The following is a 24,738-nucleotide window of genomic DNA, read 5'->3' on the forward strand; positions in this document are numbered from 1 at the left end:
GCGGCGCGTCGCTGGCGCCACCATCATTATTTCCAGCTCACCTTGCCCAGCCCGTCGACACTGACCTTGCGGTTGAGCGGCTTGCCGTAGACTGTGACCGAGCCCATGCCCGACAGGTTCAGGTTCGCATTCTGCTGCGCCGTCACGGTCGCGTTGCCCAGGCCCGACAGCTCCAGCGTCACGCTCTCGGCGGTGAACTGCTGGGCATCGAGCCCGCCCAGTCCGGCCAGCTCGGCCTTGAGCCACTTGCTGCGCCCGGCCAGGGTCACGTAGCCGGCGCCCTGCAGGTCGAGCTCGATGCCCTCGCTCTGCATGCCGGCCAGCTTCATGCTGCCGACGCCGCCCAGGCTGGCGCTGATCAGGCGGTAATTGGCGTTCACGGTCATCGAGCCGGCGCCGTCCAGCGACAGCTCCAGCTCGTCGCCGGAGAAGCCCGTGATCTCGGTCGTGCCGACGCTTTCCGAACTCACCTCGCGCAGCTGCGGCAGCACCAGTTCGGCGCGCAGCGCGCTGGAGCGCTGCAGGCGCACGCCGCGCACTTCGGTGCCGATGTGGAGCGTGTCGCCGCTTTGCATCGTGGTCAGTTTCTCCAACCAGCGCGGGTCGCCGCGCAGCACCAGCACCGCCGGGCTGCCCTGGCGGATGCGCAGGTCGACCAGGCCGTCGAGCTTGACGCGCACCACGCGGGCGTCGATGGCGCGGGTTTCGTCCGCCGTCTCGGGCGCGGCCGCCGCCAGGCGCACCAGTGCCAGCAGGCCGAACAGCGCGAGGGCGAACTTGAAAAACTTGTGCATGAACATACTCCGTATCCGTTTCCAGTGTCTTCTTGTGTTGCCGCCTCGTCAATACAATGACATGCAGCCGCAACACTACCAGCAAGCCCCGCCTTGCTCCAGTAAAAATTTGTACTCAAGCAATCTGGCACGACTGACAATGACCGCACTATAGCGCCCGCTGCCGCCGGTTCGGCATGGAATGCGACAGACCGCAGAATGCGCCGACAGGCCGCAGGATGGGCGCTGTTTTACGCCCACATGCATATGCAAAAAATTACTTTTTGGCATGTCTTTGCGTTAAGATGGATTGCTCCGCGTCCCAGGGCGCGGCCGCTTTTTTGTTCCAGCCATTTATTGAGGTCATCAATGCGCATGCGCCAACTTCCCGTCCTGCTGGCCGGGCTCGGCTTGTCGATGTCCGCCCTCGCGGCGACGTCCGACAAGTGGGACCTGCCGGTCCATGTGAAAAAACTCGACAACGGCATGACCGTGGTCGTCTCCGAAGACCACAGCTCGCCCACCGTCGGCGTCTCGGTCGTCTACCACGTCGGCATGCGCCTCGAGCCGCGCAACCGCACCGGCTTCGCGCACCTGTTCGAACACCTGATGTTCCAGGGCACGCCGAACGCGCCGAAGGGCGTGTTCGATAAAACCATCACCGCCGGCGGCGGCCGCAACAACGGCTCGACCCGGCCCGACTTCACCAACTACATCGAGACCGCGCCGGTGTCGGCCCTGGAGCCGATCCTGTGGCTGGAAGCGGACCGCATGAAGACCCTCGACTTCAACGAGAAGACGCTGAAGAACCAGCAGGACGTGGTCAAGGAAGAGATCCGTGTGAACGTGAAGAACCAGCCCTACGGCGGCTTCATGTGGATCGACATCAGCCAGCACGCCTTCCAGAAGTGGGAAAACAACCACGACGGCTACGGCAGCTTCGAGGACCTCGAAGGCGCCAGCCTGGACGACGTGCGCGCCTTCCACCGCGACTATTACGGCCCGAACAACGCGGTGCTGGCGATCTCGGGCGACGTGACCCCGGCCCAGGGCTTCGCGCTGGCGCAGAAGTACTTCGGTTCCATCGCGGCGCGCCCGACGCCGAAGAGCGGCGACTTCTCCGAGCCGATGAACAACACCGAGAAGCGCATCGAGCAGACCGACGCGCTGGCCCAGGTGCCGGCGATCGCGGCGGCCTGGAAGATCCCGGAACGCGGCAGCCGCGACCAGGCGCCGATGGCCGTGCTGGCCGAACTGCTGGCCGGCGGCGACGCCTCGCGCCTGTACCAGGGCCTGGTCAAGGGCCGCGAGATCGCGCTGAACGTCGATTCGCTGTTCGGCCTGGTCGACCCGTGGACCTACGACGGCCCGACCTTGCTGACCGTGTTCGCGCTCTACAAGCCGACCAGCAACGCCGACGCCGTGCTGGCCGCGATCGACGAGGAAGTCGCGAAAGTCGTCACCGACGGCGTCGACGAGGCGACGCTCAAGCGCGTCAAGACCCGCATGCTGGCCGACTGGAACAACTCGCTCGAGTCCTTCATCAATCGCGCCGACACCCTGGCCAAGCTGCAGACCCTGTGGGGCGATGCCAACGTCGTCAACAAGATCCCCGGCTGGATCGAGGGCGTAACGTCCGCCGACCTGCAGCGCGTCGCCGCCACCTACCTGGTGAAGAACAACCGCACCGTCATTGACCGCAAGCCCGTCGCGAAAGCGGCAGTGGCTGCAGCCCCGGCCGCACCGGCTGCGGGCGATAAAAAATAAGGAGCGCATCGATGAAAAAACTGATGCTCGCATTCGCCGTCGCGATGGCATTCGCCCCTGTAGCCTTTGCCGCCGATGCCACCGCTTCCGCGAAATCGCTGCCGATGCCGGCCTACGGCAAGGACAAGCCGATCCCGACGCCGCAAATCGTCAAGAAGACCCTGGCCAACGGCATGACCGTCTGGGTCGTGCCGCGCCAGGGCCTGCCGCGCGTCGACTTCGTGCTGGCCATGCGCGGCGCCGGCTATGCCGCCGACGACAAGGCCCACCCGGGCTTCGCCAGCATCCTGGCCGGCATGCTCAACGAAGGCAGCGCGAAACGCGATTCGCGCGCGATCGCCGAAGCGGCCCAGGGCATGGGCGGCTCGGTGGCCGCGGGCCCGGCGGCCGACGGCATCGTGGTTTCGGCCAACGCCCTGGCCTCGCACGCCGGCGAGATGATGTCGCTGCTGGCGGAAGTCACGCGCGCACCGTCCTTCCCGGCCAAGGAAGTCGAACTGGCCAAGGCCAATGCGCTGCAGGCGCTGCGCGTGTCCGAGACCACGCCGCGCTTCCGCGCCGAGCGCGCCATCAACGCGGCCGTCTACGGCGATCACCCCTACGGCCACACCGACCCGACCGCGGAAGCGATCAACTCGGTCAGCCAGGAGCTGCTGCGCGCCGAACACGCGAAGCGCTTCCGCCCCGACCGCGCGCTGCTGGTCGTCACGGGGCGTATCAGCGATGCCGAGGCGATGAAGCTGGCCCAGGCGGCCTTCGGCGACTGGAAGGCGCAAGGTCCGGCCCTGGCCGACGTCGCCCCGGTCCCGGCCAGCGCCAAGCCGGCCCGCATCCTGCTGCCGCGCGCCGGCAGCGTGCAGTCGACCATCCGCATCGGCGGCCCGGGGATTGCCGCCAGCGCCGCCGACCAGGTGCCGCTGCGCCTGGCCAGCACCATCCTCGGCGGCGGCTTCTCGAGCCGCGTGAACATCAATTTGCGCGAGGAAAAGGGCTATACCTACGGCGCCTCGGCCGGCGCGCGCATGAGCCGCGCGGGCGGCGCCATCGTCGGCGGCGCCGACGTGCGCAACGAAGTCACCGGCGCGGCCCTGGACGAGTACTTCAAGGAGTACAAGCGCATCGGCTCCGAGCCGGTGCCGGCCGACGAGATGTCGATGAACAAGCGCTACGTCGCCGGCGGCTACCTGATCGGCAACCAGCTGCAGCGCTCGGTCGCCACCACCCTGGCCCAGAACTGGCTGGTCGGCCTGCCGCCGGAATTCCTCGGCCAGTACGTCCCGCTGATCCAGAAGGTCACCCCGCAACAGGTGCGCGAGGTCTCGGCGAAGTACTTCGCGCCGGAGAAGCAGTCGATCGTCGTGGTCGGCGACCCGGCCGCGGTGGGCGAGCAGCTCAAGCAGTTCGGCGAGTTCACCGTCACCGACAAGTAAGGAGCCAATACGGACGATTTCGTCCGGTTCGAACGCCCGCCTCGTGCGGGCGTTTTTCATGTGGCGTTCGGGTTATGCCGGGACACGAAAGACCGCGTGGGCACAGGTGCCCACGCGGTGTGGTACCGGCGCCTACCCGCGACTCATGACAGTCGTTGCGGTGCGCTTAGCCGCGCAGCGCCTTCTCCAGGTCTTCCAGCTCGGCCGGCTTGACCAGGTGGGCGTCGAAGCCGGCTTCCTGGGCCTTGCGGCGGTCTTCCGGCGAACCGTAGCCGGTGTGGGCGACCAGGCGGATGTGCTTCAGTTCGGGATGCGCCTTGAGCATGCGCGCCAGCTCGTAGCCGTCGGCGCCCGGCAGGCCGATGTCGAGCACGATCACCTGTGGCCGGTGCTGCAGCGCCAGCGGCACGATCTGGGTGGCGTCGTGCGTGGTCCAGGCCTCGTGGCCCATCTCGGCCAGCAGGAAGCCCATCATCTCCATGGCGTCGATGTTGTCGTCCACCAGCAGCACGCGCAGGCCGCCGGCGATGCCCGTGCTTTCCTCGGGGGCGGAGGCGCTCTCTTCCGCCCCGGTCACGCGCAGCACCGGCAGCTCGACCGTGAAAGTGCTCCCCATGCCGATGCCGGGGCTTTCGGCGTGCAGCTGGCCGCCGTGCATCTCGAGCAGGCGCGATACCAGCGACAGGCCGATGCCCAGGCCTTCCGGCGCGCGGTCGGGCGGCACGGCGGCCTGGGCGAACATGCCGAAGATGCGCGGCAGGTTGTCCTCGGCGATGCCGATGCCGTTGTCGATCACGGCGATGCGCACGGTCTCGCCGTCGAGCGTGACAGCCAGGCGGATGCGGCCGCCCTTGGGCGTGAACTTGGCGGCGTTGTGCAGCAGGTTGCCCATCGACTGGGCCAGGCGCACCGGGTCGCCCGCGACCCAGACCTGGCGCTCGGGCTGGCTGATCTCGAGGTGGTGTTCGCGCGCGGCGATCAGCGGGCCGGCGGTCTCGATCGCCTGGGCGATCACGGCGCCGAGGTTGACCTCCTCGCGGCGCAGCACGATCTTGCCTTCCGAGATACGGGCGACGTCGAGCAGGTCGTCGACCAGGTGCGCGAGATGGTCGACCTGGCGCAGGATGACTTCGCGCGCGCGGTTCTGGCGCTCGGCCGCGTTGGCGCCGGTCACGCCGAGCAGGGCCGCGGCGTTGCGGATCGGGCTCAGGGGATTGCGCAGCTCGTGGGCCAGCGTGGCCAGGAACTGGTTCTTGTTGGCGTCGGCCGCGCGCAGCAGCGCTTCCATCTCCTTGCGCGCGCTGATGTCGCTGGTGACGCGCGCCACGCGGTAGACCTCGCCGCGCGCGTTGCGCACCGCGAACAGGCGGTCGCGCACCCAGCGCGTGGCGCCGTCGGCCAGCACCACGCGGAACTCGTCTTCGTAATGCGGCTCGGTCGCCAGCGCCGCCCAGCGGCCCTGCAGGCGGGCGCGGTCGTCCGGATGCACGCCGTCGAGCCAGCTCAGGTGGTTGCGGCGCAGCGACTCCGTGCTGCGGCCCCAGATCTTGGCGTAGGCCGGGCTGACATAGGCCAGCACGCCGTCGGGCGCCGAGAACATCCAGAACACGTCCTCGATGTTGTCGGTCAGCTGGCGAAATCGCTCCTCGCTCTCGCGCAGGTCGTCCTGGGTCTGGCGCATGCGCAGCAACGCGTTGACGTTGGCGACCAGCTCGTCGGCCTCGATCGGCGCGGCCAGGTAGTTGTCGGCGCCGCCCTCCAGGCCGCGGATCTTGTCGGCGCGGCCGGTCAGCGCGGCCGAAGTCTGCAGCACCAGCACGCAGTTGGTGTCCGGATCGGACTTGATGCGGCGGCATACCTCGATGCCGTTGATGTCGGGCAGCTTGACGTCGAGCAGCACCAGCGCCGGGTCTTCTTCGCGCACCATCGCCAGGGCATCGGTGCCGTTGGCCGCTTCCATCACCCGGAAACCGGCGCTCTGCAGGATGCGGGTCTTGGCGTAGCGGGCGCCGTCGTTGTCGTCAACGTTGAGGATGAGGGTCTGGTTCGCGGTCATGATTCGGTATGGTCGGCGCTGTCGGACTGCGGAAATGGATACTGGCGCGGCAGCGTCAGCGAAAAGGTCGAGCCGATCCCGAGCCGGCTGGTGACGTCGACCCGCCCGCCGAGGAAGTCGGCCAGGCGCCGGCACAGCGGCAGGCCGAGGCCGGTGCCCTTGCTGCGCCGCTGCAGCGGATGCTCGACCTGGGTGAACTCTTCGAAGATCAGTTGCAGGTGGTCGGGCGCGATGCCGATGCCGGTGTCGGTCACGGCAAAGGTGATGGTATCGGTATCGGCGTCGTAGCTGGCGCTCACGCGCACCGAACCCTGCTCGGTGAACTTGAGCGCGTTCGAGATGAAGTTGCGCAGGATCTGGGAGATCTTGCCCTCGTCCGAATCGAAAGGCGCCTCGATGCCGCCGTTGTCGAACACCAGTTCCACGCGGTCGGAGGTCACCAGCGGACGCAGCATGCCCTTGAGGGCGCGGAACAGGTTTTCCACCACCACCGGCGCCAGGTGGGTCTCGACCTTGCCGGCCTCGATCTTGGCCAGGTCGAGCAGGTCGTTCACCAGTTCCGACAGGTTGCTGGCGGCGGTTTCGATGAAGCGCACCTGGCGCTCCTGCTCCGGCGTCAGGTCGCCGTCCATGCGGTCGAGCAGCAGCTTGGCCAGGGCGCGAATCGAGGACAGCGGCGTGCGCAGTTCGTGGCTGGTGTTCGACAGGAAGCGCGACTTCATCTCGTCGGCGAGGCGCAGGCGCTCGGCCTTGTCCTCGATCTCGGCGTACAGCGCGACGATGCCGCGGTTGGTGTCCTCGAGCTCGCGGGTGAGCGAGAGCAGGTCTTCCTGGCGTTCGCGCAGTTCGGCCAGGGTTTCGACCAGTTCGCGGTTCTGCTGCTGCACTTCCTGGTAGGTGTTCTGGGCCGGCATGGCCGCCAGTTCGGCGCCGATCTGGGCCAGGCGCGAGGCGCCCAGCGGCGGCTGCGGCGGCAGGGCCTTGCGCATCACGACCGTCATGCCCTGCGGGCCGTCGGCGATCTCGCAGCCGTCCATCAGGCGGTGCGCGGTGACGATCGCCGGGTCGGCCTCGGCGTTGGCCTGGCCGGGGCTGCCGGCGGCGACGCTGACCTCGAGATGCTGGCGTCCGCGCAGGTCGGCCAGCGCGAACACGGCGCGTCCGCCGGCCCCGGCGGCGGCGCGCGCCACTTCCGACACCGCGGTGGCGATGCGCACCTGGTCCTGCTTCGAAAAGCCGAGCAGGCTCGACACCTGGCGCGCGCGCTGGCGCACCAGCACCACGTCCTGGTCCGATTCCAGCGCGACGTTGAGGATGCGCCCGTTCATGCGCGCCCCGCTCTTCTGCGCACCACCAGCACCATCGCGTCGTCGCGGCGCCGGATGTAGTCGCGCATCAGCACCGCCGCGATCAACGCCGGGCTGTGCGCCAGCAGGCCGGGGTACCGGTCCAGGTCCCACTGGGTCTGGATGCCGTCCGAGTGCATGATGCACAGCGCCCCCGGCGGGCAAGGCACGGAAAACTCCTGCACCTTGCGCATGTTGTGGCCGACGATGCCGTTGTGCGACACCAGCGCGCGGCGCCCGTCGCCGTCGATCACGCAGGCATTGATGTTGCCGATGCCGGCAAAGCGCAGCACGCCCGCATCGAAGTCGATGCGGGCGGCGGCCAGCGCCGCCCCGCGCGTGATGCGCAGCGACTGGTGGGCGGCGTCGACCAGGCGCGCCGGTTCCGAATCGGGCAGGCGCTGCAGCGCCTGGATGGCGGCATTCGCGGCGGCCGCCGCTTCCGGTCCGTGGCCGAGGCCATCGGCCGCCAGCAGCGTGGCGCCCGCGCCGTCGCAGGCGACGCCCCAGCCGTCGCCGCAGGCATCCTCGCCCGCCAGCGGCACCGTCAGCGCCCCCACCTCGACCCGGCACAGGGCCGGCGCCGGGGCGTCCCGCCACAGGCGCATGAAGAACAGCGCGCCTTTGTCGGGACGCGACCAGACGTCGAACTCGTCGGCCAGGCGCCTCAGGGCGCCCAGGCCGGTGCCCGCGGTGCCGGCGGTGGACATGCCGTCGCGCAGGCAGGCGTCGAGGTCATGGATGCCGGGGCCGTCGTCGACCGCCAGCACGTCGATGCCGGGCACGCCTTCGGACTGCGACACGTTCACGTAGATGGTGCCCTCGCCCGCATGCTTGAGCAGGTTGGTGCCGGCCTCGGTGACGATCAGCGCCAGCTGGCCGGCGCGCGTCTCGTCGAAGCCGAGCTCGGTGGCGAGGTGCTGCCCGGCGCGGCGCGCGGCCGCGATGTCGCTGGCGTGGGTGATCGCGAACGCCAGCTGGGTATCGAGGGAACTGATCAGCGTTTCCATTTCACCGCCAGCACCGCGGTGCCTTCGCCAGGCCGGGTATCGATGTCGAACTCGTCGACCAGGCGCTTCGAGCCGCCCAGTCCCAGTCCGAGGCCGCCGCCGGTCGTGTAGCCGTCGCGCAGCGCCAGCTCGAGGTCGGCAATGCCGGGCCCGTTGTCGACGAACAGCAGGCCGATGCCGTTGCGGAAGCCATCGACCAGCTTGTCGAGATGGACTTCGCCGCCGCCGCCATACTTGATGGTGTTGCGTCCGAGTTCGCTCGCGGCGGTGACGAGCTTGGTCTGGTCGACCAGCGACAGGCCGATCGCCACCGCCCGCTCGCGCACGTGCTTGCGCAGGCCGACCACGTCCTCGTCGCCGCGCAGCGGAAAGGTCGTGCGGTCGGTGCGCAGCTGGCGGTTGCGGTCCAGTAGCTCCGTATCGAATTCAACTGCGGTTGCAGCGTTCATCTATTCAGGTTCTTTCCGAGCAGGGCCATGCCCTTTTCGACGTTCAGCGCGGTCTTCACGCCATGCAGGGTCAGGCCCAGCTCGACCAGGGTGATGGCGACGGCAGGCTGCATGCCGACCACCACGGTCTGGGCGTCGAGCACGCGCGCCATTGCCGCGGTGTTGCTGATCATACGCCCGATGAAGGAATCGACCAGGTCGAGCGCCGAGATGTCGATCAGGACGCCTTTGGCGCCGTCGCTGACGATGCGCTCGGTCAGGTCGTCCTGCAGCGTCATGGCAAGGCGGTCGTGCATGTCGACCTGGATGGTGACCAGGAGCAGGTCGCCCATCCGGAGAATAGGAATACGTTCCATCGGTTCAGGCCTTCTGGGTGACCAGGGTGGTGCCGGTGCGCTCGAGCGCGACGACGAAGGCGTCGGCCAGGGTCGCCTTGGTGATCACGTCCTCCAGGTTCACGCCCAGGTGCACGATGGTCTGGGCGATCTGCGGGCGGATGCCGCTGATGATGCAGTCGGCGCCCATCAGGCGCGCGGCGGCGATGGTCTTCATCAGGTGCTGGGCGACCAGAGTGTCGACGGTCGGCACGCCGGTGATGTCGATGATGGCGATGACGGCGCCGGTGTCGACGATCTTCTGCAGGATGTTCTCCATCACCACCTGGGTGCGGGCCGAATCCAGGGTGCCGATCAGCGGCAACGCCAGGATGCCGTTCCACAGCTTCACGACCGGGGTCGACAGTTCCAGCAGCTCCTGCTGCTGGCGCACGATGATCTGGTCCTTGGCTTTCTGGAACACTTCGATGGTGTACAGGCCGAGCTTGTCGAGCAGCGTGCTGATCGACCAGGAGGCGGCGGCCAGGATCTCCGGCTCGCCGGCAAAGGCAGCGGTCAGTTGCGAGAACACCGGCTGCTTCAGCGAAAACACGAAGGTCGCGGTCTCGCTCGGGGTCGAGCCGGTCTTGGCGCGGGTGGACGAGATCTCGGCCAGCAGGTCGCGCACCTCGTCCCAGGAACGATGGTCGATGTTTTCCAGCTCGCCGCCACGGGTGGCGGTCGCGAATGCGCCCAGGAACTGCTGGCAGTGGTCACGCAGTTGCTGCTTCGAGCTGGCAGTGCCGCGCACGATCAGGGCCTCGAGCTGGGCGATCCATTGCGAGCCGATCTCGGCTTCGTGTTCCTGGATGAGCTGGCTGATGCGGGCGGCGTTGTCCTTCGTGGTCATCTCTTCGTATCCTCGGTCGGTTTTGGATGTTTCAGGTTGTGGGCGAGACGCTGGCGCAACACCCCCAGATTGGAAAAATGACCAACTATAACATCTATTAACCATTCGCTACGACACGGTAGGGTCGAGTATGCATACTAATCGTGGCGTGGAGCAGGACGTCGATGTAACAAAAAACCGCCAGGCTCACGCACTGCCGGTTTTGTCGCCCAGCGCCCGGCTCAAGCGCTGCCCTCCACAGCGATCACGGGGCCGCAGCACCGTAGGGTGGACTCCCGAGTCCACGCGGTCGTACACATGCATACCCACAACATTGCGCGCGAGCCCTGCCAACTCGTCATGCACGGCGCTTCGGCCAATGTCGCCGCGAATCAAGCGGTGCACCGCGTGGACTCGGGAGTCCACCCTACAAACCCCAATAAAAAAACCGCCAGGCTCACGCACCGGCGGTTTTCGTTCCAAGCGGCGAACCGCTTAAGGCAAGACTTACTGCGCAGCAGCTTCCACCGGATCCGCAGCCTTCATCGACAGCTTCAGGCGGCCGCGCTCGTCGGTCTCGAGGACCTTCACGCGCACTTGCTGGCCTTCCTTCAGGTAGTCGGCCACGGCGTTGACGCGCTCGTTGGCGATCTGCGAGATGTGCAGCAGGCCGTCCTTGCCCGGCATCACTTGAACAATCGCGCCGAAGTCCAGCAGCTTGAGCACGGTGCCGTCGTAGGTCTTGCCCACTTCGACCGAGGCGGTCAGCTCTTCGATGCGGCGCTTGGCTTCCTGGCCGGCGGCGGCGTCGACCGAGGCGATGGTGACCACGCCTTCGTCGGTGATGTCGATCTGGGTGCCGGTCTCTTCGGTCAGCGCGCGGATGACGGCGCCGCCCTTGCCGATCACGTCACGGATCTTTTCCGGGTTGATCTTGATGGTGATCAGGCGCGGTGCGAAGTCCGACAGTTCGGTCTTCGTGGTCGGCATCGCTTTCTGCATCTCGGCCAGGATGTGCTGGCGGCCGTCCTTGGCTTGCGCCAGCGCGACCTGCATGATTTCCTTGGTGATGCCCTGGATCTTGATGTCCATCTGCAGCGCGGTGATGCCCTGCGCGGTGCCGGCGACCTTGAAGTCCATGTCGCCCAGGTGGTCTTCGTCACCCAGGATGTCGGTCAGGACGGCGAACTTGCCGCCTTCCTTGATCAGGCCCATGGCGATGCCGGCGACGTGCGCCTTCATCGGCACGCCCGCGTCCATCAGCGCCAGGCAGCCGCCGCAGACCGATGCCATCGACGAGGAACCGTTCGATTCGGTGATTTCCGACACCAGGCGCACCGAGTACGAGAACTCTTCCGGCGACGGCAGCGCGGCGACCAGCGCGCGCTTGGCCAGGCGGCCGTGGCCGATTTCGCGGCGCTTCGGCGTGCCCACGCGGCCGGTTTCGCCGGTGGCGAACGGAGGCATGTTGTAGTGCATCATGAAGTCGTCGGTGTACTCGCCCATCAGCGCGTCGATCTTCTGGCTGTCGCGCGCGGTGCCGAGGGTGGCGATGACCAGCGCCTGGGTTTCGCCGCGGGTGAACAGGGCCGAGCCGTGGGTACGCGGCAGGACGCTGGTGCGGATCGCGATCGGACGCACGGTGCGGGTATCGCGGCCGTCGATGCGCGGCTCGCCTTCCAGGATCTGCGAACGCACGACCTTGGCTTCCATGTCGAACAGGATGTTGCCGACTTCGGCGGCATCGGCTTCGACACCCTGGGCGGCCAGGTCGGCCATGACTTCGCCAGAGAGCGACTTCAGCTTTTGCTGGCGCAGGGTCTTTTCGCGGGTCTGGTAGGCGTCGCGGATCTTCGCGTCGGCCAGCTGGGCCACTTGTGCGATCAGGGTTTCGTTCTTGGCCGGGGCGGTCCACTCGACTTCCGGCTTGCCACCTTCTTCGACCAGCGCGTGGATGGCGTCGATGACGGCCTTCATCTGCTCGTGGCCGTAGACGACCGCGCCCAGCATGATTTCTTCCGACAGTTGCTGGGCTTCGGATTCGACCATCAGCACGGCGGTTTCGGTACCGGCCACGACCAGGTCCATCTGCGAGGTCTTCAGCTGCGTAGTGGTCGGGTTCAGGATGTACTGGCCATTGGCGTAGCCGACGCGGGCGGCGCCGATCGGGCCGCTGAACGGGATGCCGGACACGGCCAGGGCAGCCGAGGCGCCGATCATCGACGGGATGTCCGGGTCGATTTCAGGGTTGACCGACAGCACGTGGATGATGACCTGGACTTCGTTCAGGTAGCCTTCCGGGAACAGCGGGCGGATCGGACGGTCGATCAGGCGCGAGGTCAGGGTCTCTTTTTCGGATGGACGGCCTTCGCGCTTGAAGAAACCGCCCGGGATTTTACCGGCAGCGTACGTTTTCTCGATGTAGTCGACGGTCAGGGGGAAGAAGTCCTGGCCCGGCTTCGCGTCTTTTTTTGCGACCACGGTAGCCAGCACGACGGTGTCTTCGACCGACACCATGACGGCGCCGGATGCCTGACGAGCGATCTCACCAGTCTCCAGGGTGACCGTGTGTTGGCCGTACTGGAAGGTTTTCGTAACTTTGTTAAACATGGGTAATCCCTTTCTATTTGCCGACAGATTTTCAGGAGCTGTCGTTCACCTCACCGCGGACGGCCTCGGAAACAGGCTGGTCGCCTCGCCGCCTTTACTGCAAAACAACTGAAACAACAAAACGCTTAAAACAAAAAATGCCCGCGTCAGTGGAGACTGGCGCAGGCATTTCCTTGCTAAACCGTCTGACGCAAAAATTACTTACGCAGGCCGAGTTTGGCGATCAGGTCACGGTAACGGTTCAGGTCTTTAGCCTTCAGGTAAGCCAGCAGGCTCTTACGACGGTTGACCATCATGATCAGGCCGCGGCGCGAGTGGTGGTCTTTCTGGTGGGCCTTGAAGTGGCCGTTCAGTTCGTTGATGCGTGCGGTCAGCAGTGCAACCTGGACTTCCGGCGAGCCGGTGTCGTTCTGGCCACGTGCGTTGTCCGCGATGATCGCGGCTTTGTTGATGTTTTCTACGGACATGATGTTACCTTTCACATGCGGTGCAAGAGTCGGAACCCAGCGCACCGTGATTAAGTGTTCAAAAAAACTGCCCTTGCGGACAGACCCGCCAGTATATGCGAAAACGATTGGCGTCACCAGCATTTGCTGCGCCAAAGCTGGGGCATCATAGGGTTTTTCACGCCTGTCGCGAGGTGCATGATGCACAAAATGATAAGAATTGCAACGATTTGGACCGCAATCGTGCTCGCCGGCTGCGCCGGCCCGGCCTTCATGCGCGGCGCACCCGCCATCGGGGACCCGGTGGAATCGGTCACCGCCAGGCTCGGCCAGCCGACCAATGTCTACCCCCTGCCCGATGGCGGCCAGGCGCTCGAGTACGCGACCGGGCCGATGGGCCAGTTCACCTGGATGGCGCGCATCGGGCCGGACGGACGGCTGGTTTCGTACGAGCAGGTGCTGACCGGCGAGAAGTTCGCCACCATCCGGATCGACCAGGCCACCAAGGCGGACGTGCTGCGCACCATCGGCCGGCCGGCCGAAACCTCGCGCATCGCCATGCACGACTACGAGGTCTGGTCCTATCGCTACAAGGAATCGGGCGTGTGGAACTCGCTGATGCACGTGCATTTCGACGCCAACGGCGTCGTGCGCATGATGCAGAACGGGCCCGATCCCATGTTCGAGGTGCGCGACCGCTTTCCCTGGTAGATGAAGGAGACTGCGGCGCGCCGTGCACGCGCCGCCTGCGGACGCGGATTAGCGCCGCTCGTCGAGCGGACCGTCGTCGGTCGGGATGATCGACACCTTCTTGCCCTTGGCGCGCTGCCAGACGAACACCGCATAGCCGGACAGGCCGTAGATCACGAAGATCGGCCACAGCACCTTCGGCGGGTCGATCGCCACCAGGGCGAAGCCGAGCGCGATCAGGAACACGACGATGAAGGGCACCGACTTGCGGAAATTGACGTCCTTGAAGCTGTAGAAAGGCACGTTCGAGACCATGGTCAGGCCCGCGAACACGGCGATGCACCAGCTCACCCAGTCGACCTTGCGCGCGCTGATGTTGATGTCCGGATCGGTCATCATCATGATGAAGCCGACCACCAGCGCCGCGGCCGCCGGGCTCGGCAAGCCCTGGAAGAAGCGCTTGTCGACCACTTCGATGTTGGTGTTGAAGCGGGCCAGGCGCAGAGCCGCGCCGGCGCAGTAGACAAAGGCCGCGATCCAGCCGAGCTTGCCGAGGCCGCGCAGCGACCATTCGTAGATGACCAGGGCCGGCGCGGCGCCGAAGGAGACCATGTCCGACAGCGAGTCGTACTGGGCGCCGAACTCGGACTGGGTATTCGTCAGGCGCGCCACGCGCCCGTCCAGGCCGTCGAGCACCATGGCGACGAACACCGCCCAGCAGGCGTAGTCGAAACGCTGGTTCATCGCCATCACGATCGCATAGAAACCGCAAAACAGGGCCCCGGTGGTGAAGGCGTTCGGCAGCAGGTAGATGCCGCGGCCGCGCTGCCCCTGTTTATCCTCGGCCCGGCGGCCGAAGCGCCTGAGGCGGGAGAATCGTGGCGCGCGTGGCGCCCCTCCGTTTTTTTTGCGTCGTGGGAAGGCTGGCATAGTGATCCGTATTCAAGTGCGCGCAAACAAAGCGCCGTTCCCCGCATTATAGAGGCGAGGACGGCATGTTAGCGAACGGATACGAATGGAGCCGCCCTGGCGGCCCCGAAACTTTCTTACTTGAACTTCACCTTGCCAACCAGACGCATCTGCAGGGTGGTCTCGCCCGGCTCGAAGCTCGGCTCGGGCATCTCGTCGGCCATGTCCTGCTTGGCGCGCGACATCATCATCGCCGCCGGGCGCGCCTGCTCCTGCGCGTAGTTGCCGGAACCCTCGAGGTCGACCGTATCGATCACGGCGTCGGACGGCTGGCGGCCCATGGCGCGGGCGATCGAGACGATGCGTTCGTTCAGGTTGCGGTAGGTCGCAGTGATGCGCTGGTCGTCCAGGCGCTTTTCCAGTTCCGGGCTCAGGCCGAAATTCACGCCATTGATCTGCAGGACCTTCTGGGCCGCGGCGGCAGTCTTCGGCAGCGCATCCAGGTTCTTGGTCTTGACTTCCAGGTACTGGCCGACGCGCCAGGCGATCGGCACCGGCTTGGTGGCGGTGCGGCTGGCCGGCTGCGGCATCGGCGGCACTTCCGGATACACGGGATAGGTGTAGTAGCCCATGGTCTTGAGCTCGGCCTGCGGATCGGCGCGGCGCACGATCTCGGTGCCTTCCTTCATCTTGCGGTTGACGCGCGCGGCGGCGGCGGCCTTGTCCTTGTCGTGTTCCTCGACGGCGAAGGTCATGACGGCCTGGTCGTTGGCATGCTTGACTTCGCCATAGGCGGGGACGACGACAAGGGTGCCGCTGGTGGCGGGCGCGGCGGTGGCCGGCATCGGGGCCTGGGCCTGGGCGTGCGCCTGGAACGCCAGCACCAGGGCAGCGGCGACGAGGGATTTCGAAAGACTCATTGTTGTTCTCCAATATGTATAACAAATGCGAGGGTCAGTTATACGATACAGGGGCGATGAGTTCTATCGTGATTTTGTAATGGAAAGTTGCAACTGAACTAAACGGTAACAGCTGTCTCGAATTGTCGCGTCGTCGTGGGAGACGGAAAGCCGGAAAGGAAGTGGTGCGGGCGGGGATCAGTTTGACGCGCCTGCGCTCGCACGTGTCCCGTAAAGCAAACAAGCGGCAGCGCCAGCACAGCGCTTGCCGCCCATCCGGAAGCAAATACGGAACCCCGGCTCCTCGCCTGTTACCTGAACCTGAGCTTCCCGACCAGGCGCATCTGCAGCGTGGTCTCGCCCGGCTCGAAGCTGGGCTCAGGCACGTCCATGTCTTCGGGCCGGATGCGCGAACCCGTGACCTCGACCCTTTGCAGTGGGGCGTAGTTACCCGAGCCTTCGAAATCGACGGTGTCGATCACCGCCTCGCCCGGCTCGCGCCCCATGGCGCGGGCGATCGAGACGATGCGCTCGTTCAGGTTGCGGTAGGTCTCCGCGATCCGCTGATCGTCCAGGCGTTTCAGGAGCGCCGGGCTCAGGCCGAAGTGGAGGCCGTCGACCTCCATCACCTTCTGTCCCGCCGCGACCGTCTTCGGCAAGTCGGCCAGGTTCATCGTTTTCAGCTCGAGCGTCTGACTGACGCGCCAGCCGATCGGCGCCTCGGGCGCCTGCCTGCGGCTCGCAGGACGCGGCGTATCCGGCCGTTCCGGGTAGATCGCGTAGGTCGTATAGGCCTTAGTCTTGAGTTCGGCCTTCGGATCGGCCAGGCGCACGATTCCCATCCCCTCCTTCATCTTGCGGTTCACGCGGGCGGCGGCGGCCCTTTTGTCCTTGTCGTGCTCCTCGACGACGAAGATGACCGTTACCTGGTCGTTGAGAGCGCGTACTTCACCAGTGGCCGGCACGACGATCAGGGTGCCGGAAGTCGACGGGGCGGTCTGGGCGCCAACAGGGACATGCGTAGCCAGCACTAGGGCGGCAAGCGGAAAGAGGCTAGGACGGAACATCGGTTCTCCTTTTATTAGTCATGCGAATGCGCATGATCGATAGCTTACCGATATTGCAACTTTTTTTGTGATTCTTTCCAGAAATTTATCGAGCGGGATATGGGAGAAATCGCAGGTGATATCGTAGGGTGGGCACGCCGTGCCCACGCGTTACGGACGCGTGCGTTCACCGATGGCGGCGAATCGTCGCTCGCGAACCTCGCACAGGCCACGAACGTGATGCCGCGTTTTGCATCCGGGGCATGCCGTGCGAGCGACATCGCGCCGCCGCAGGTGCGAGGAGACGCCCGTCACGCGTGGGCACGGGGCGCCCACCCTACGGGTCTTCAAGGTCGAGCGAGCATGGTGCCCGCTCGACATGTCAAGCAAGCGAATCAGTTCTTCGACTGGTCCACCAGCTTGTTCTTGGCGATCCACGGCATCATCGCGCGCAGCTTGGCGCCGACTTCCTCGATCTGGTGCTCCGAGGTCAGGCGGCGGCGCGAGATCAGGGTCGGGGCGCCGGCCTTGTTCTCGAGGATGAAGCTCTTCGCGTATTCGCCGGTCTGGATATCCTTCAGGCACTGCTTCATCGCCTCTTTCGTCGCCGAGGTGACGACTTTCGGGCCGGTCACGTACTCGCCGTATTCCGCGTTGTTCGAGATCGAGTAGTTCATGTTGGCGATGCCGCCTTCGTAGATCAGGTCGACGATCAGCTTCAGTTCGTGCAGGCACTCGAAGTAGGCCATTTCCGGCGCGTAGCCGGCTTCCACCAGGGTCTCGAAGCCGGCCTTGATCAGCTCGACGGTGCCGCCGCACAGCACGGCCTGCTCGCCGAACAGGTCGGTCTCGGTCTCTTCGCGGAAATTGGTCTCGATGATGCCGGCGCGGCCGCCGCCATTCGCCATCGCATAGGACAGCGCGATGTCGCGCGCCGCGCCCGACTTGTCCTGGTAGACCGCGACCAGGTGCGGCACGCCGCCGCCCTGGCGGTAGGTGCCGCGCACGGTGTGGCCCGGGGCCTTCGGCGCGACCATGATGACGTCGAGGTCGGCGCGCGGCACGACCTGGCCGTAGTGGACGTTGAAACCGTGGGCGAAGGCGAGCACCGCGCCCTGCTTCGCGTTCGGCTCGACGTTTTCCTTGTAGACCTGGGCGATGTTCTCGTCCGGCAGCAGGATCATGATCACGTCGGCGTTCTTGACCGCCTCGTCGACCTCGGCCACCTTCAGGCCGGCCTGCTCGACCTTGCTCCAGGATGCGCCGCCGCGGCGCAGGCCGACGGTGACGTTGACGCCCGATTCGGACAGGTTCTGGGCGTGGGCGTGGCCTTGCGAGCCATAGCCGATGATGGCGACGTTCTTGCCTTTGATGAGGGAGAGGTCGCAGTCTTTATCGTAGAAAACTTTCATGGTGTTGTCCTGTATTTTTAAGTAATTTGCTGGTGCCAGGTTAATGGCTGTTCATTTGTCAGGCAGGCGGCTGTTCAAGCGTTACGCGTGGGCACGGAGTGCCCACCCTACGTGTCGCCGAATCCGGACGCGGCGGCGATGCGCTTATACCTTCAGGATGCGTTCGCCGCGGCCGATGCCGGAGCCGCCGGTGCGGACGGTCTCGAGGATGGACGTGCGGTCGATGGCGTCGATGAAGGCGTCGAGCTTGCTCTTGGCGCCGGTCAGTTCGATCGTGTAGGTCTTCTCCGTCACGTCGATGATGCGGCCGCGGAAGATGTCGGCGGTGCGCTTGATCTCCTCGCGCTCCTTGCCGACGGCCCTAACCTTGATCAGCATGAGCTCGCGCTCGATGTGCTGGCCTTCGCTCAGGTCGACCACCTTGACCACCTCGATCAGGCGGTTCAGGTGCTTGGTGATCTGCTCGATGATGTCGTCCGACCCCGTGGTGACGATGGTCATGCGCGAAAGCGTCGCGTCTTCGGTCGGCGCCACGGTCAGGGTCTCGATGTTGTAGCCGCGCGCCGAGAACAGACCGACGACGCGCGAGAGTGCGCCTGCTTCGTTCTCGAGCAGGACCGAGATGATGTGTCTCATTTAGAGGTCCTCCGATCCGAGCAGCATTTCGGACAAGCCCTTGCCCGCCTTGACCATCGGCCAGACGTTCTCGGCCTGGTCGGTGATGAAGTTCATGAACACCAGGCGATCCTTCATGCCGAAGGCCTCGACCAGCGCGCCCTCGACGTCGCCCGGCTTCTCGATGCGCATGCCGACGTGGCCATAGGCCTCGGCCAGCTTCTCGAAGTCCGGCAGCGAATCCATGTAGGACTCGGAGTAGCGCGAGCCGTAGTCGATCTGCTGCCACTGGCGCACCATGCCCAGGAAGCGGTTGTTGAGCAGGATGATCTTCGGCGTCAGGCGGTACTGCTTGCAGGTGGCAAGCTCCTGGATGCACATCTGGATCGAACCTTCGCCGGTCACGCAGGCGACCGTCGCGTCCGGATTGGCCATCTGCACGCCCATCGCGTAGGGCAGGCCCACGCCCATCGTGCCCAGGCCGCCGGAATTGATCCAGCGGCGCGGCTTGTCGAAGGGGTAGTACTGGGCGGCCCACATCTGGTGCTGGCCGACGTCGGAGGTGACGAAGGCATCGCCTTTCGTCACCTTCCACAGCTTCTCGATGACCGACTGCGGCTTGATGACGAGATCGGAATCCTCGTACTTCAGGCAGTCGCGCCCGCGCCATTCGTCGATCTGTTTCCACCAGCCGCGCAGGGCGTCGGGATTCGAGCGGATACTGCCGGCGGCATCGAGCTGGGCCAGGAATTCGGTCAGCACGTCCTTCACGTTGCCGACGATGGGGATGTCGACCTTCACCCGTTTCGAAATCGAGGACGGGTCGATGTCGATGTGGATGATCTTGCGCGGGTGGCTGGCGAAGTGCTTGGGGTTGCCGATCACACGGTCGTCGAAGCGGGCGCCGATGGCGATCAGGACGTCGCAGTGCTGCATCGCCATGTTCGCTTCGTAGGTGCCGTGCATGCCGGGCATGCCGACGAAATGCTCGCTGCTGGCGCGCGAGCCGCCCAGGCCCATCAGCGTGTTGGTGATCGGCGCGCCGAGCCGGTCGGCCAGGCGGTTCAGTTCGGGCGAGGCATTCGCCAGGATCACGCCGCCGCCCGCGTAGATCATCGGGCGTTCGGCGCCGGCCAGCAGCTGGACCGCCTTGCGGATCTGGCCGGCATGGCCCTTGTCGACCGGCTTGTACGAGCGCATCTCGATCTCGCGCGGGTATTCGAACGCGCACTTGTTGACCGTGATGTCCTTCGGGATATCGACCAGCACGGGACCGGGGCGGCCAGTGCGGGCGATGTAGAAGGCTTTCTTGATCGTGCTGGCCAGTTCGCGCACGTCCTTGACCAGGAAGTTATGCTTGACCACCGGACGCGTGATGCCGACCGTGTCGCATTCCTGGAAGGCGTCCTGCCCGATCGCATGGCTCGGCACCTGGCCGGAGATGACGACCATCGGGATCGAATCCATGTAGGCGGTCGAGAGGCCGGTGACGGCATTGGTCACGCCCGGACCCGAGGTGACGATGGCGACGCCGACGGTGTTGGAGCTGCGCGAATAGGCGTCGGCCGCATGCACGGCTGCCTGTTCGTGGCGGACCAGGACGTGCTGGAACTTGTCCTGGTTGAAGATGGCGTCGTAGATATACAGGACTGCGCCGCCGGGATAACCGAAGACGTGTTTGACACCCTCCTCGGCAAGACAACGGACGACGATTTCAGCACCCGTCAATGTGGGGGCTGAGGCTTCGTTATTCATGAATCGTTCCTTTCAAGACCCATAGGGAGATTGATCGGATGCTCGTTCCTAACGAAATGCGGTTTGCCCCACAGCGCTCCAGCTTCCCTTCTTTCTGCGCGCACGACGTTCTATCCGGGCATCGGCAGATACCCTTCATGACGGCGCTAAACGCAACTCGTTTGGCTGAGTGTCTGTAGCGGCTCGACGCATCTCTCGCGCTTGTGGCGCGGGTTGGAGCAAACTGCCTACAAATGAAAGCGTGTCAACCCAGGAAGGCCTTGTGTGCCGGCCTGGCTGACCATGAAGCTTCGGGGGTGCAAAGCGTAAGGAACACCTTACTGCGTTGCACCATTTTGGTCAAGATAAAAAGAAAGGAATGATTCAAGGGGTGCGGGAGGTGCTCTGGCGGGCTCGGCGGTGCACCGGCGTGGTGCGGTGCGGGGGCGTATTGGCATGTACGCGCGTGACGAATGGTGGGTTCGAGAACCCACCCTACGGAGTTTTCGATATGCGACCGCTGTACCGCGTGGACTCGGGAGTCCACCCTCCAAAGTCCACCTCACGCGTCGTAGGGTGGGTTCTCGAACCCACCGTTGCGTGCCGCACGCCTAGCGCTGCATCCCCCACCGCCGCACGGTCACCCGCTCCAGCGTCTGGAACACGAGATGCTCGACCGCCAGCCCGATCAGGATCACCGCCGCCAGCCCCGCGAACACCTTGTCGGTGAACAGCTCGTTGCGGCTCTGGAAGATGAACCAGCCGAGCCCGCCCTGCCCCGAGGTCGTGCCGAACACCAGCTCGGCCGCGATCAGGGTGCGCCAGGCGAAAGCCCAGGCGATCTTCAGGCCCGACAGGATGGCCGGCAGCGCCGCCGGGACCAGGACCTGCAGCACCAGGCGCAGGCCTTTCAAGCCGTAGTTGCGCCCGGTCATGCGCAGGGTCTCGGGCACGGCGCGAAAACCCGCGCAGGCGTTCAGCGTCAGGGGCCACATCACCGAATGCATCAGCACCATGACCAGGCTGCCCTTGCCCAGGCCGAACCACAGCAGGGCCAGCGGCAGCAAGGCGATCGCCGGCAGCGGATTGAACATCGAAGTCAGGGTGTCGATCAGTTCGCGCCCGAGCCGGTTCGAGACCGCCAGCCAGGTCAGCAGGAAGGCGCCGAGAATGCCGGCCAGGTAGCCCTGGGTCAGCACGGCGAACGAGACGGCCACGTAGCCGAACAGCTCGCCCGTGACAATCCCATCGAGCAGCGCCCCGCCCGTCGCCAGCGCCGTCGGCAGCAGCAGGTCGTTGTCGTACCAGCGCGCCAGCGCTTCCCAGAGCAGGGCCAGCACCAGCAGCAGGGCCGCCTTGCGCAACCAGGCGAACTCGCCGAAGGCAAACCCGCGCGGACCGGCCTTGGCCTGCGTCGATGCGCCCAACGGGGCAGCGCCCGGGCTGGGCGCGGCCAGGGCGAGTTCGTACTCGGGACGGATGGGTGGTTCGCGAAATGCTGTCATGGATGGGCGGCGTAGCCGGGAACGGTGGAAGGAATGCTCGGCGCGGCAAGGGCGGCTTCGCCGAACAGCAGCCGGTGGATGCGTTCGTTCGCGGCCTGGAATTCAGGGCTGCCGGCGCTGCCCAGGTCGAACTGGTGGCTGTTGAGTTCCGCGCGCACGCGGCCCGGATGCGGGCTGAGCAGCAGGATGCGGTTGCCGACCACCAGCGCTTCCTCGATCGAATGGGTCACGAACAGCATGGTGAAGCCGATCTCTTCCCACAGCGCCTGCAGTTCTTCCTGCATCTTGCGCCGGGTGAGCGCGTCGAGCGCGGCGAAGGGTTCGTCCATCAGCAGGATCTCGGGCTGCATGGCCAGCGCCCTTGCGATCGCCACGCGCGCCTTCATGCCGCCCGAGAGCGCGTGCGGATAGGCGTCGCCGAAGCGCGCCAGCCCGACCTTGCCGAGCCAGTGGCGGGCGCGTTCGCGGGCGTCCTTTTTCCCGACGCCGCCGGCCAGCATCGGGAACATCACGTTCGCCTCCACCGTCTTCCACGGCGGTAGCTGGTCGAACTCCTGGAACACGACGATGCGGTCCAGCCCCGGCCCGGTCACCGGCTTGCCGCCCAGGCGCAGGCTGCCCGCGCGCGGGGCGACGAAACCGGCCACCGCCTTCAACAGGGTCGACTTGCCGCAGCCCGAAGGCCCGAGCAGCACGAAGCGGTCGCCGCGGTGCACCTCGAAGCTGACGTCATCGAGGGCGCGCACCAGGCCGCGCTCGGTGGCGTAGTCGATGACGAGGTGCTCGGCGCGCAGCAATGCGCCATGCGAAGGCGGCCCGTTCGGCACGACCTGCAGGATGGGTGTCTTCATGTCAGCTCCCCGAAGCGAGCGCAGGGTGCGCGAAGAAGTAATCGCGCCAGCTCGCCGGCTTGTTGCGGATCGCGCCGACCTGGTGCAGGAACTGCGCCAGGCCCAGGGTGTTCTGCGGCGCCACCTTGAACTGCACCTTCGGATCCTTCAGCACCTTCACCAGCAGCGCGCGATCGATGCTGTTCCTGTTCACGCGCAGGTAGGCGTCGGCGGCGGCCTCCGGGTTGCTGGAGGCGAGCTGCGCGGCCTCGACCAGGGCGTCGAGGAAGGCGCGGTAGGTCTTCGGATTCTCCTTGACCCACTTCTCGGTGGCGTACAGCACGGTGGCCGAGCTCGGACCGCCCAGCACCTCGTAGGAATCGAGCACGACCTTCGCGTTCGGGTTGCCGGCCAGTTCCTGGTCCTGGAAAGGCGGATTGCCGAAGTGGGCGTTGATCTCGGTCTTGCCGGCGATGACGGCGGCGGTGGCGTCCGGGTGCGGCACGGCCTGGGTCAGCGGGTCGAGCTTGCGGAACTGGCCCGCGCCCCACTGCTTCGCGGCGGCCATCTGCAGGATGCGCGCCTGCACCGAGACCGTCACCGCCGGCAGCGCGATGCGGTCCTTCGGACCGAAATCGGCGATCGACCTGACCGCGGGATTGGTGCTGACCAGGTAATACGGGAAGTTGCCGAGCGAGGCCACGGCGCGCACGTTCTGCTTGCCGGCGGTGCGGTCCCAGACGGTGAACAGCGGCCCCAGGCCGGCGCCGACCACGTCGACCGAATTCGACAGCAGCGCGTCGTTGGTGGCCGCGCCGCCCGAGAGCCTGATCCAGTCGACGTCGATGTCGATGCCCTGCTTCCTGCCGTGCTTCTCGATGAGTTTCTGGTCCTGGGCGACGTTCAGCAGCAGGTAGACCACGCCGAACTGCCCGGCGATGCGGATCTTGCCTTCGGCATGGGCCGGCACGGCGGCGGCCAGGGCGAGCGCGGCCAGGCCGGCGCCGATTTTACGAAAACGGAACATGGGTTCTCCTGGTTCGGAACGCTCGGGTTAAAACGGGACGTCGCCCGCGATCGTCGTGCGGTACAGCTTGCGGCGCTGGCCGGGCGGGCAACCGGCCGCCAGGTGCAGCAGCGAGCGGTTATCCCAGAACACCATGTCGTGCGGGCGCCATTGGTGGCGGTAGATGAATTCCGGCTTCACGCTGTGCGCGAACAGCGCGGCCAGCAGTGCGCGGCTACGGTCCTCCGGAATGCCGACGATGCGCGTCGTGAAGTGTTCGCTGACAAACAGCGCGCGGCGCCCGGTTTCCGGATGGGTGCGCACCACCGGGTGGCGCACCGGCACCACCTCGTCGATCTGGGCCTGGGTCAGCGCGGGCCGCCAGGGATTGAGCTTGCGCAGGTCGTCGTAGCGCGCCAGGTAGCTGTGCTCGGCCTGGGCGTGCTCGACTTCGCGCCTGAGCCAGCCCGGGAGCGTGTCCCAGGCCAGGTGCTGGTTGGCGAACAGCGTGTCGCCGCCGTCGCTCGGGAGCTCCTGGGCGTGCAGCATCGAGCCCAGGCTCGGCACGGCCTTGTACGACAGGTCGGAATGCCACAGGTGGCCGGCGTCGCCCAGGCCGATCGGCGCGCCGTTCTCGCGGATGTTCGAGATCACCAGCACCTCCGGATGGCCAGCCAGCTGGAACTGGCGCAGCACGTGGATCTGCAGTTCGCCGAAGCGGCGGCTGAACTCGACCTGCTGGGCCGGCGTGATGCGGGTGTCGCGGAAGACCAGCACGTGGTGGTCGAGATGGGCGCGGTGCACGCGCGCCAGGTCGGCGGTGGACAGGGGGCGCGCGAGGTCGAGGCCGAGGACTTCGGCGCCGAGCGGCGCGTTCAGGGGCCGGATGTCGAAATCCTGGCGGGAGGCGGTGTCGAGTGGCATGGCGGTCTGGATGAGTGATCTTGCGATTGAGCTTAGCCACGGTCTCGCGGGGCGACAACGAATCATTTCGCGTATCCT

At 66.0% G+C, this 24,738-nt stretch carries 22 protein-coding genes; 3 read left to right on the forward strand and 19 right to left on the reverse strand.

All coding sequences use genetic code 11. The annotated features are described in order from the left end of the window. Nucleotides 1–26: 26 nt before the first annotated feature. Entirely contained in the window at nucleotides 27–794 is a 768-nt protein-coding gene (locus RT688_RS01920; RefSeq protein ID WP_313703165.1) for a GIN domain-containing protein, read from the reverse strand. Between the two features lie 354 nt (nucleotides 795–1,148). On the opposite strand from RT688_RS01920, the gene RT688_RS01925 reads away from it, so the two are divergent. Both RT688_RS01925 and RT688_RS01930 read left to right on the forward strand, forming a co-directional pair. Next, nucleotides 1,149–2,540, forward strand: a complete 1,392-nt coding sequence (locus RT688_RS01925) for a pitrilysin family protein (RefSeq protein WP_313703166.1) — start codon at nucleotides 1,149–1,151, stop codon at nucleotides 2,538–2,540. Between the two features lie 11 nt (nucleotides 2,541–2,551). Beyond that, nucleotides 2,552–3,970: a pitrilysin family protein gene (locus RT688_RS01930; protein WP_313703167.1), complete on the forward strand. Its 1,419-nt coding sequence runs from the start codon at nucleotides 2,552–2,554 to the stop codon at nucleotides 3,968–3,970. Nucleotides 3,971–4,136: 166 nt separating this feature from the next. Here the strand turns inward: RT688_RS01930 and RT688_RS01935 are convergent, their stop codons facing one another. The 8 genes from RT688_RS01935 to rpsO form a co-directional block, all read right to left on the reverse strand. After that, the gene (locus RT688_RS01935) at nucleotides 4,137–6,026 is read right to left on the reverse strand and encodes a response regulator (protein ID WP_313703168.1); all 1,890 of its coding nucleotides are present in this window, start codon (nucleotides 6,024–6,026) and stop codon (nucleotides 4,137–4,139) included. Then, nucleotides 6,023–7,354: an ATP-binding protein gene (locus tag RT688_RS01940; RefSeq protein ID WP_313703169.1), complete on the reverse strand. Its 1,332-nt coding sequence runs from the start codon at nucleotides 7,352–7,354 to the stop codon at nucleotides 6,023–6,025. The genes RT688_RS01935 and RT688_RS01940 overlap by 4 nt, the downstream gene beginning before the upstream one ends. Next, nucleotides 7,351–8,382: an ATP-binding protein/SpoIIE family protein phosphatase gene (locus tag RT688_RS01945; RefSeq protein ID WP_313703170.1), complete on the reverse strand. Its 1,032-nt coding sequence runs from the start codon at nucleotides 8,380–8,382 to the stop codon at nucleotides 7,351–7,353. The genes RT688_RS01940 and RT688_RS01945 overlap by 4 nt, the downstream gene beginning before the upstream one ends. Then, nucleotides 8,370–8,831, reverse strand: a complete 462-nt coding sequence (locus RT688_RS01950; protein ID WP_313703171.1) for an anti-sigma regulatory factor — start codon at nucleotides 8,829–8,831, stop codon at nucleotides 8,370–8,372. Before RT688_RS01950 ends, RT688_RS01945 begins: the two co-directional genes overlap by 13 nt. Continuing rightward, nucleotides 8,828–9,187 carry an STAS domain-containing protein gene (locus RT688_RS01955; RefSeq protein WP_305823080.1) on the reverse strand — a complete coding sequence of 120 codons (360 nt, stop codon included), beginning with the start codon at nucleotides 9,185–9,187 and terminating at the stop codon, nucleotides 8,828–8,830. The genes RT688_RS01950 and RT688_RS01955 overlap by 4 nt, the downstream gene beginning before the upstream one ends. Nucleotides 9,188–9,191: 4 nt before the next feature. Next, nucleotides 9,192–10,055: an STAS domain-containing protein gene (locus tag RT688_RS01960; protein ID WP_313703172.1), complete on the reverse strand. Its 864-nt coding sequence runs from the start codon at nucleotides 10,053–10,055 to the stop codon at nucleotides 9,192–9,194. A 486-nt stretch (nucleotides 10,056–10,541) separates the two neighbouring features. Continuing rightward, complete coding sequence (pnp, locus tag RT688_RS01965; RefSeq protein ID WP_313703173.1) at nucleotides 10,542–12,644, reverse strand: polyribonucleotide nucleotidyltransferase; 2,103 nt, start codon at nucleotides 12,642–12,644, stop codon at nucleotides 10,542–10,544. Between the two features lie 197 nt (nucleotides 12,645–12,841). Next, nucleotides 12,842–13,111 carry a 30S ribosomal protein S15 gene (rpsO, locus tag RT688_RS01970; protein ID WP_313703174.1) on the reverse strand — a complete coding sequence of 90 codons (270 nt, stop codon included), beginning with the start codon at nucleotides 13,109–13,111 and terminating at the stop codon, nucleotides 12,842–12,844. A 222-nt stretch (nucleotides 13,112–13,333) separates the two neighbouring features. Between rpsO and RT688_RS01975 the strand changes: the two genes are divergently transcribed. Beyond that, the gene (locus tag RT688_RS01975; RefSeq protein WP_409521868.1) at nucleotides 13,334–13,801 is read left to right on the forward strand and encodes a hypothetical protein; all 468 of its coding nucleotides are present in this window, start codon (nucleotides 13,334–13,336) and stop codon (nucleotides 13,799–13,801) included. Between the two features lie 48 nt (nucleotides 13,802–13,849). Here the strand turns inward: RT688_RS01975 and pssA are convergent, their stop codons facing one another. From pssA to RT688_RS02025, 10 genes are all read right to left on the reverse strand, one after another. Beyond that, nucleotides 13,850–14,710 carry a CDP-diacylglycerol--serine O-phosphatidyltransferase gene (pssA, locus tag RT688_RS01980; RefSeq protein ID WP_313703175.1) on the reverse strand — a complete coding sequence of 287 codons (861 nt, stop codon included), beginning with the start codon at nucleotides 14,708–14,710 and terminating at the stop codon, nucleotides 13,850–13,852. A gap of 116 nt (nucleotides 14,711–14,826) precedes the next feature. Beyond that, nucleotides 14,827–15,609: an SIMPL domain-containing protein gene (locus RT688_RS01985; protein ID WP_313703176.1), complete on the reverse strand. Its 783-nt coding sequence runs from the start codon at nucleotides 15,607–15,609 to the stop codon at nucleotides 14,827–14,829. A 290-nt stretch (nucleotides 15,610–15,899) separates the two neighbouring features. Beyond that, nucleotides 15,900–16,619, reverse strand: a complete 720-nt coding sequence (locus RT688_RS01990) for an SIMPL domain-containing protein (protein WP_313703177.1) — start codon at nucleotides 16,617–16,619, stop codon at nucleotides 15,900–15,902. A gap of 410 nt (nucleotides 16,620–17,029) precedes the next feature. Then, nucleotides 17,030–18,046 (reverse strand): ketol-acid reductoisomerase, encoded by a 1,017-nt coding sequence (gene ilvC, locus RT688_RS01995; RefSeq protein WP_313703178.1) that lies wholly within the window; start codon nucleotides 18,044–18,046, stop codon nucleotides 17,030–17,032. 144 nt (nucleotides 18,047–18,190) lie between these two features. Then, entirely contained in the window at nucleotides 18,191–18,682 is a 492-nt protein-coding gene (ilvN, locus tag RT688_RS02000; RefSeq protein ID WP_312550821.1) for an acetolactate synthase small subunit, read from the reverse strand. Then, complete coding sequence (locus RT688_RS02005) at nucleotides 18,683–20,416, reverse strand: acetolactate synthase 3 catalytic subunit (RefSeq protein WP_313703179.1); 1,734 nt, start codon at nucleotides 20,414–20,416, stop codon at nucleotides 18,683–18,685. Between the two features lie 590 nt (nucleotides 20,417–21,006). Next, nucleotides 21,007–21,900, reverse strand: coding sequence for an ABC transporter permease (locus RT688_RS02010; protein WP_313703180.1), 894 nt, complete (start codon nucleotides 21,898–21,900; stop codon nucleotides 21,007–21,009). After that, nucleotides 21,897–22,751, reverse strand: coding sequence for an ABC transporter ATP-binding protein (locus RT688_RS02015; RefSeq protein WP_313703181.1), 855 nt, complete (start codon nucleotides 22,749–22,751; stop codon nucleotides 21,897–21,899). Before RT688_RS02015 ends, RT688_RS02010 begins: the two co-directional genes overlap by 4 nt. Before the next feature lies 1 nt (nucleotide 22,752). After that, nucleotides 22,753–23,757, reverse strand: a complete 1,005-nt coding sequence (locus tag RT688_RS02020) for an ABC transporter substrate-binding protein (RefSeq protein WP_313703182.1) — start codon at nucleotides 23,755–23,757, stop codon at nucleotides 22,753–22,755. A 27-nt stretch (nucleotides 23,758–23,784) separates the two neighbouring features. Next, nucleotides 23,785–24,660, reverse strand: a complete 876-nt coding sequence (locus tag RT688_RS02025) for a TauD/TfdA family dioxygenase (RefSeq protein WP_313703183.1) — start codon at nucleotides 24,658–24,660, stop codon at nucleotides 23,785–23,787. Nucleotides 24,661–24,738 lie beyond the last annotated feature (78 nt).

It is taken from the genome of Massilia sp., assembly GCF_032106685.1.
Taxonomy (GTDB): Bacteria; Pseudomonadota; Gammaproteobacteria; order Burkholderiales; family Burkholderiaceae_D; genus Telluria.

Coding starts and splice junctions, on each gene's coding strand:
- RT688_RS01920 (WP_313703165.1), bottom strand. CDS start 794: ATGCACAAGTTTTTCAAGTTCGCCCTCGCGCTGTTCGGCCTGCTGGCA.
- RT688_RS01925 (WP_313703166.1), top strand. CDS start 1,149: ATGCGCCAACTTCCCGTCCTGCTGGCCGGGCTCGGCTTGTCGATGTCC.
- RT688_RS01930 (WP_313703167.1), top strand. CDS start 2,552: ATGAAAAAACTGATGCTCGCATTCGCCGTCGCGATGGCATTCGCCCCT.
- RT688_RS01935 (WP_313703168.1), bottom strand. CDS start 6,026: ATGACCGCGAACCAGACCCTCATCCTCAACGTTGACGACAACGACGGC.
- RT688_RS01940 (WP_313703169.1), bottom strand. CDS start 7,354: ATGAACGGGCGCATCCTCAACGTCGCGCTGGAATCGGACCAGGACGTG.
- RT688_RS01945 (WP_313703170.1), bottom strand. CDS start 8,382: ATGGAAACGCTGATCAGTTCCCTCGATACCCAGCTGGCGTTCGCGATC.
- RT688_RS01950 (WP_313703171.1), bottom strand. CDS start 8,831: ATGAACGCTGCAACCGCAGTTGAATTCGATACGGAGCTACTGGACCGC.
- RT688_RS01955 (WP_305823080.1), bottom strand. CDS start 9,187: ATGGAACGTATTCCTATTCTCCGGATGGGCGACCTGCTCCTGGTCACC.
- RT688_RS01960 (WP_313703172.1), bottom strand. CDS start 10,055: ATGACCACGAAGGACAACGCCGCCCGCATCAGCCAGCTCATCCAGGAA.
- pnp (WP_313703173.1), bottom strand. CDS start 12,644: ATGTTTAACAAAGTTACGAAAACCTTCCAGTACGGCCAACACACGGTC.
- rpsO (WP_313703174.1), bottom strand. CDS start 13,111: ATGTCCGTAGAAAACATCAACAAAGCCGCGATCATCGCGGACAACGCA.
- pssA (WP_313703175.1), bottom strand. CDS start 14,710: ATGCCAGCCTTCCCACGACGCAAAAAAAACGGAGGGGCGCCACGCGCG.
- RT688_RS01985 (WP_313703176.1), bottom strand. CDS start 15,609: ATGAGTCTTTCGAAATCCCTCGTCGCCGCTGCCCTGGTGCTGGCGTTC.
- ilvC (WP_313703178.1), bottom strand. CDS start 18,046: ATGAAAGTTTTCTACGATAAAGACTGCGACCTCTCCCTCATCAAAGGC.
- ilvN (WP_312550821.1), bottom strand. CDS start 18,682: ATGAGACACATCATCTCGGTCCTGCTCGAGAACGAAGCAGGCGCACTC.
- RT688_RS02005 (WP_313703179.1), bottom strand. CDS start 20,416: ATGAATAACGAAGCCTCAGCCCCCACATTGACGGGTGCTGAAATCGTC.
- RT688_RS02010 (WP_313703180.1), bottom strand. CDS start 21,900: ATGACAGCATTTCGCGAACCACCCATCCGTCCCGAGTACGAACTCGCC.
- RT688_RS02015 (WP_313703181.1), bottom strand. CDS start 22,751: ATGAAGACACCCATCCTGCAGGTCGTGCCGAACGGGCCGCCTTCGCAT.
- RT688_RS02020 (WP_313703182.1), bottom strand. CDS start 23,757: ATGTTCCGTTTTCGTAAAATCGGCGCCGGCCTGGCCGCGCTCGCCCTG.
- RT688_RS02025 (WP_313703183.1), bottom strand. CDS start 24,660: ATGCCACTCGACACCGCCTCCCGCCAGGATTTCGACATCCGGCCCCTG.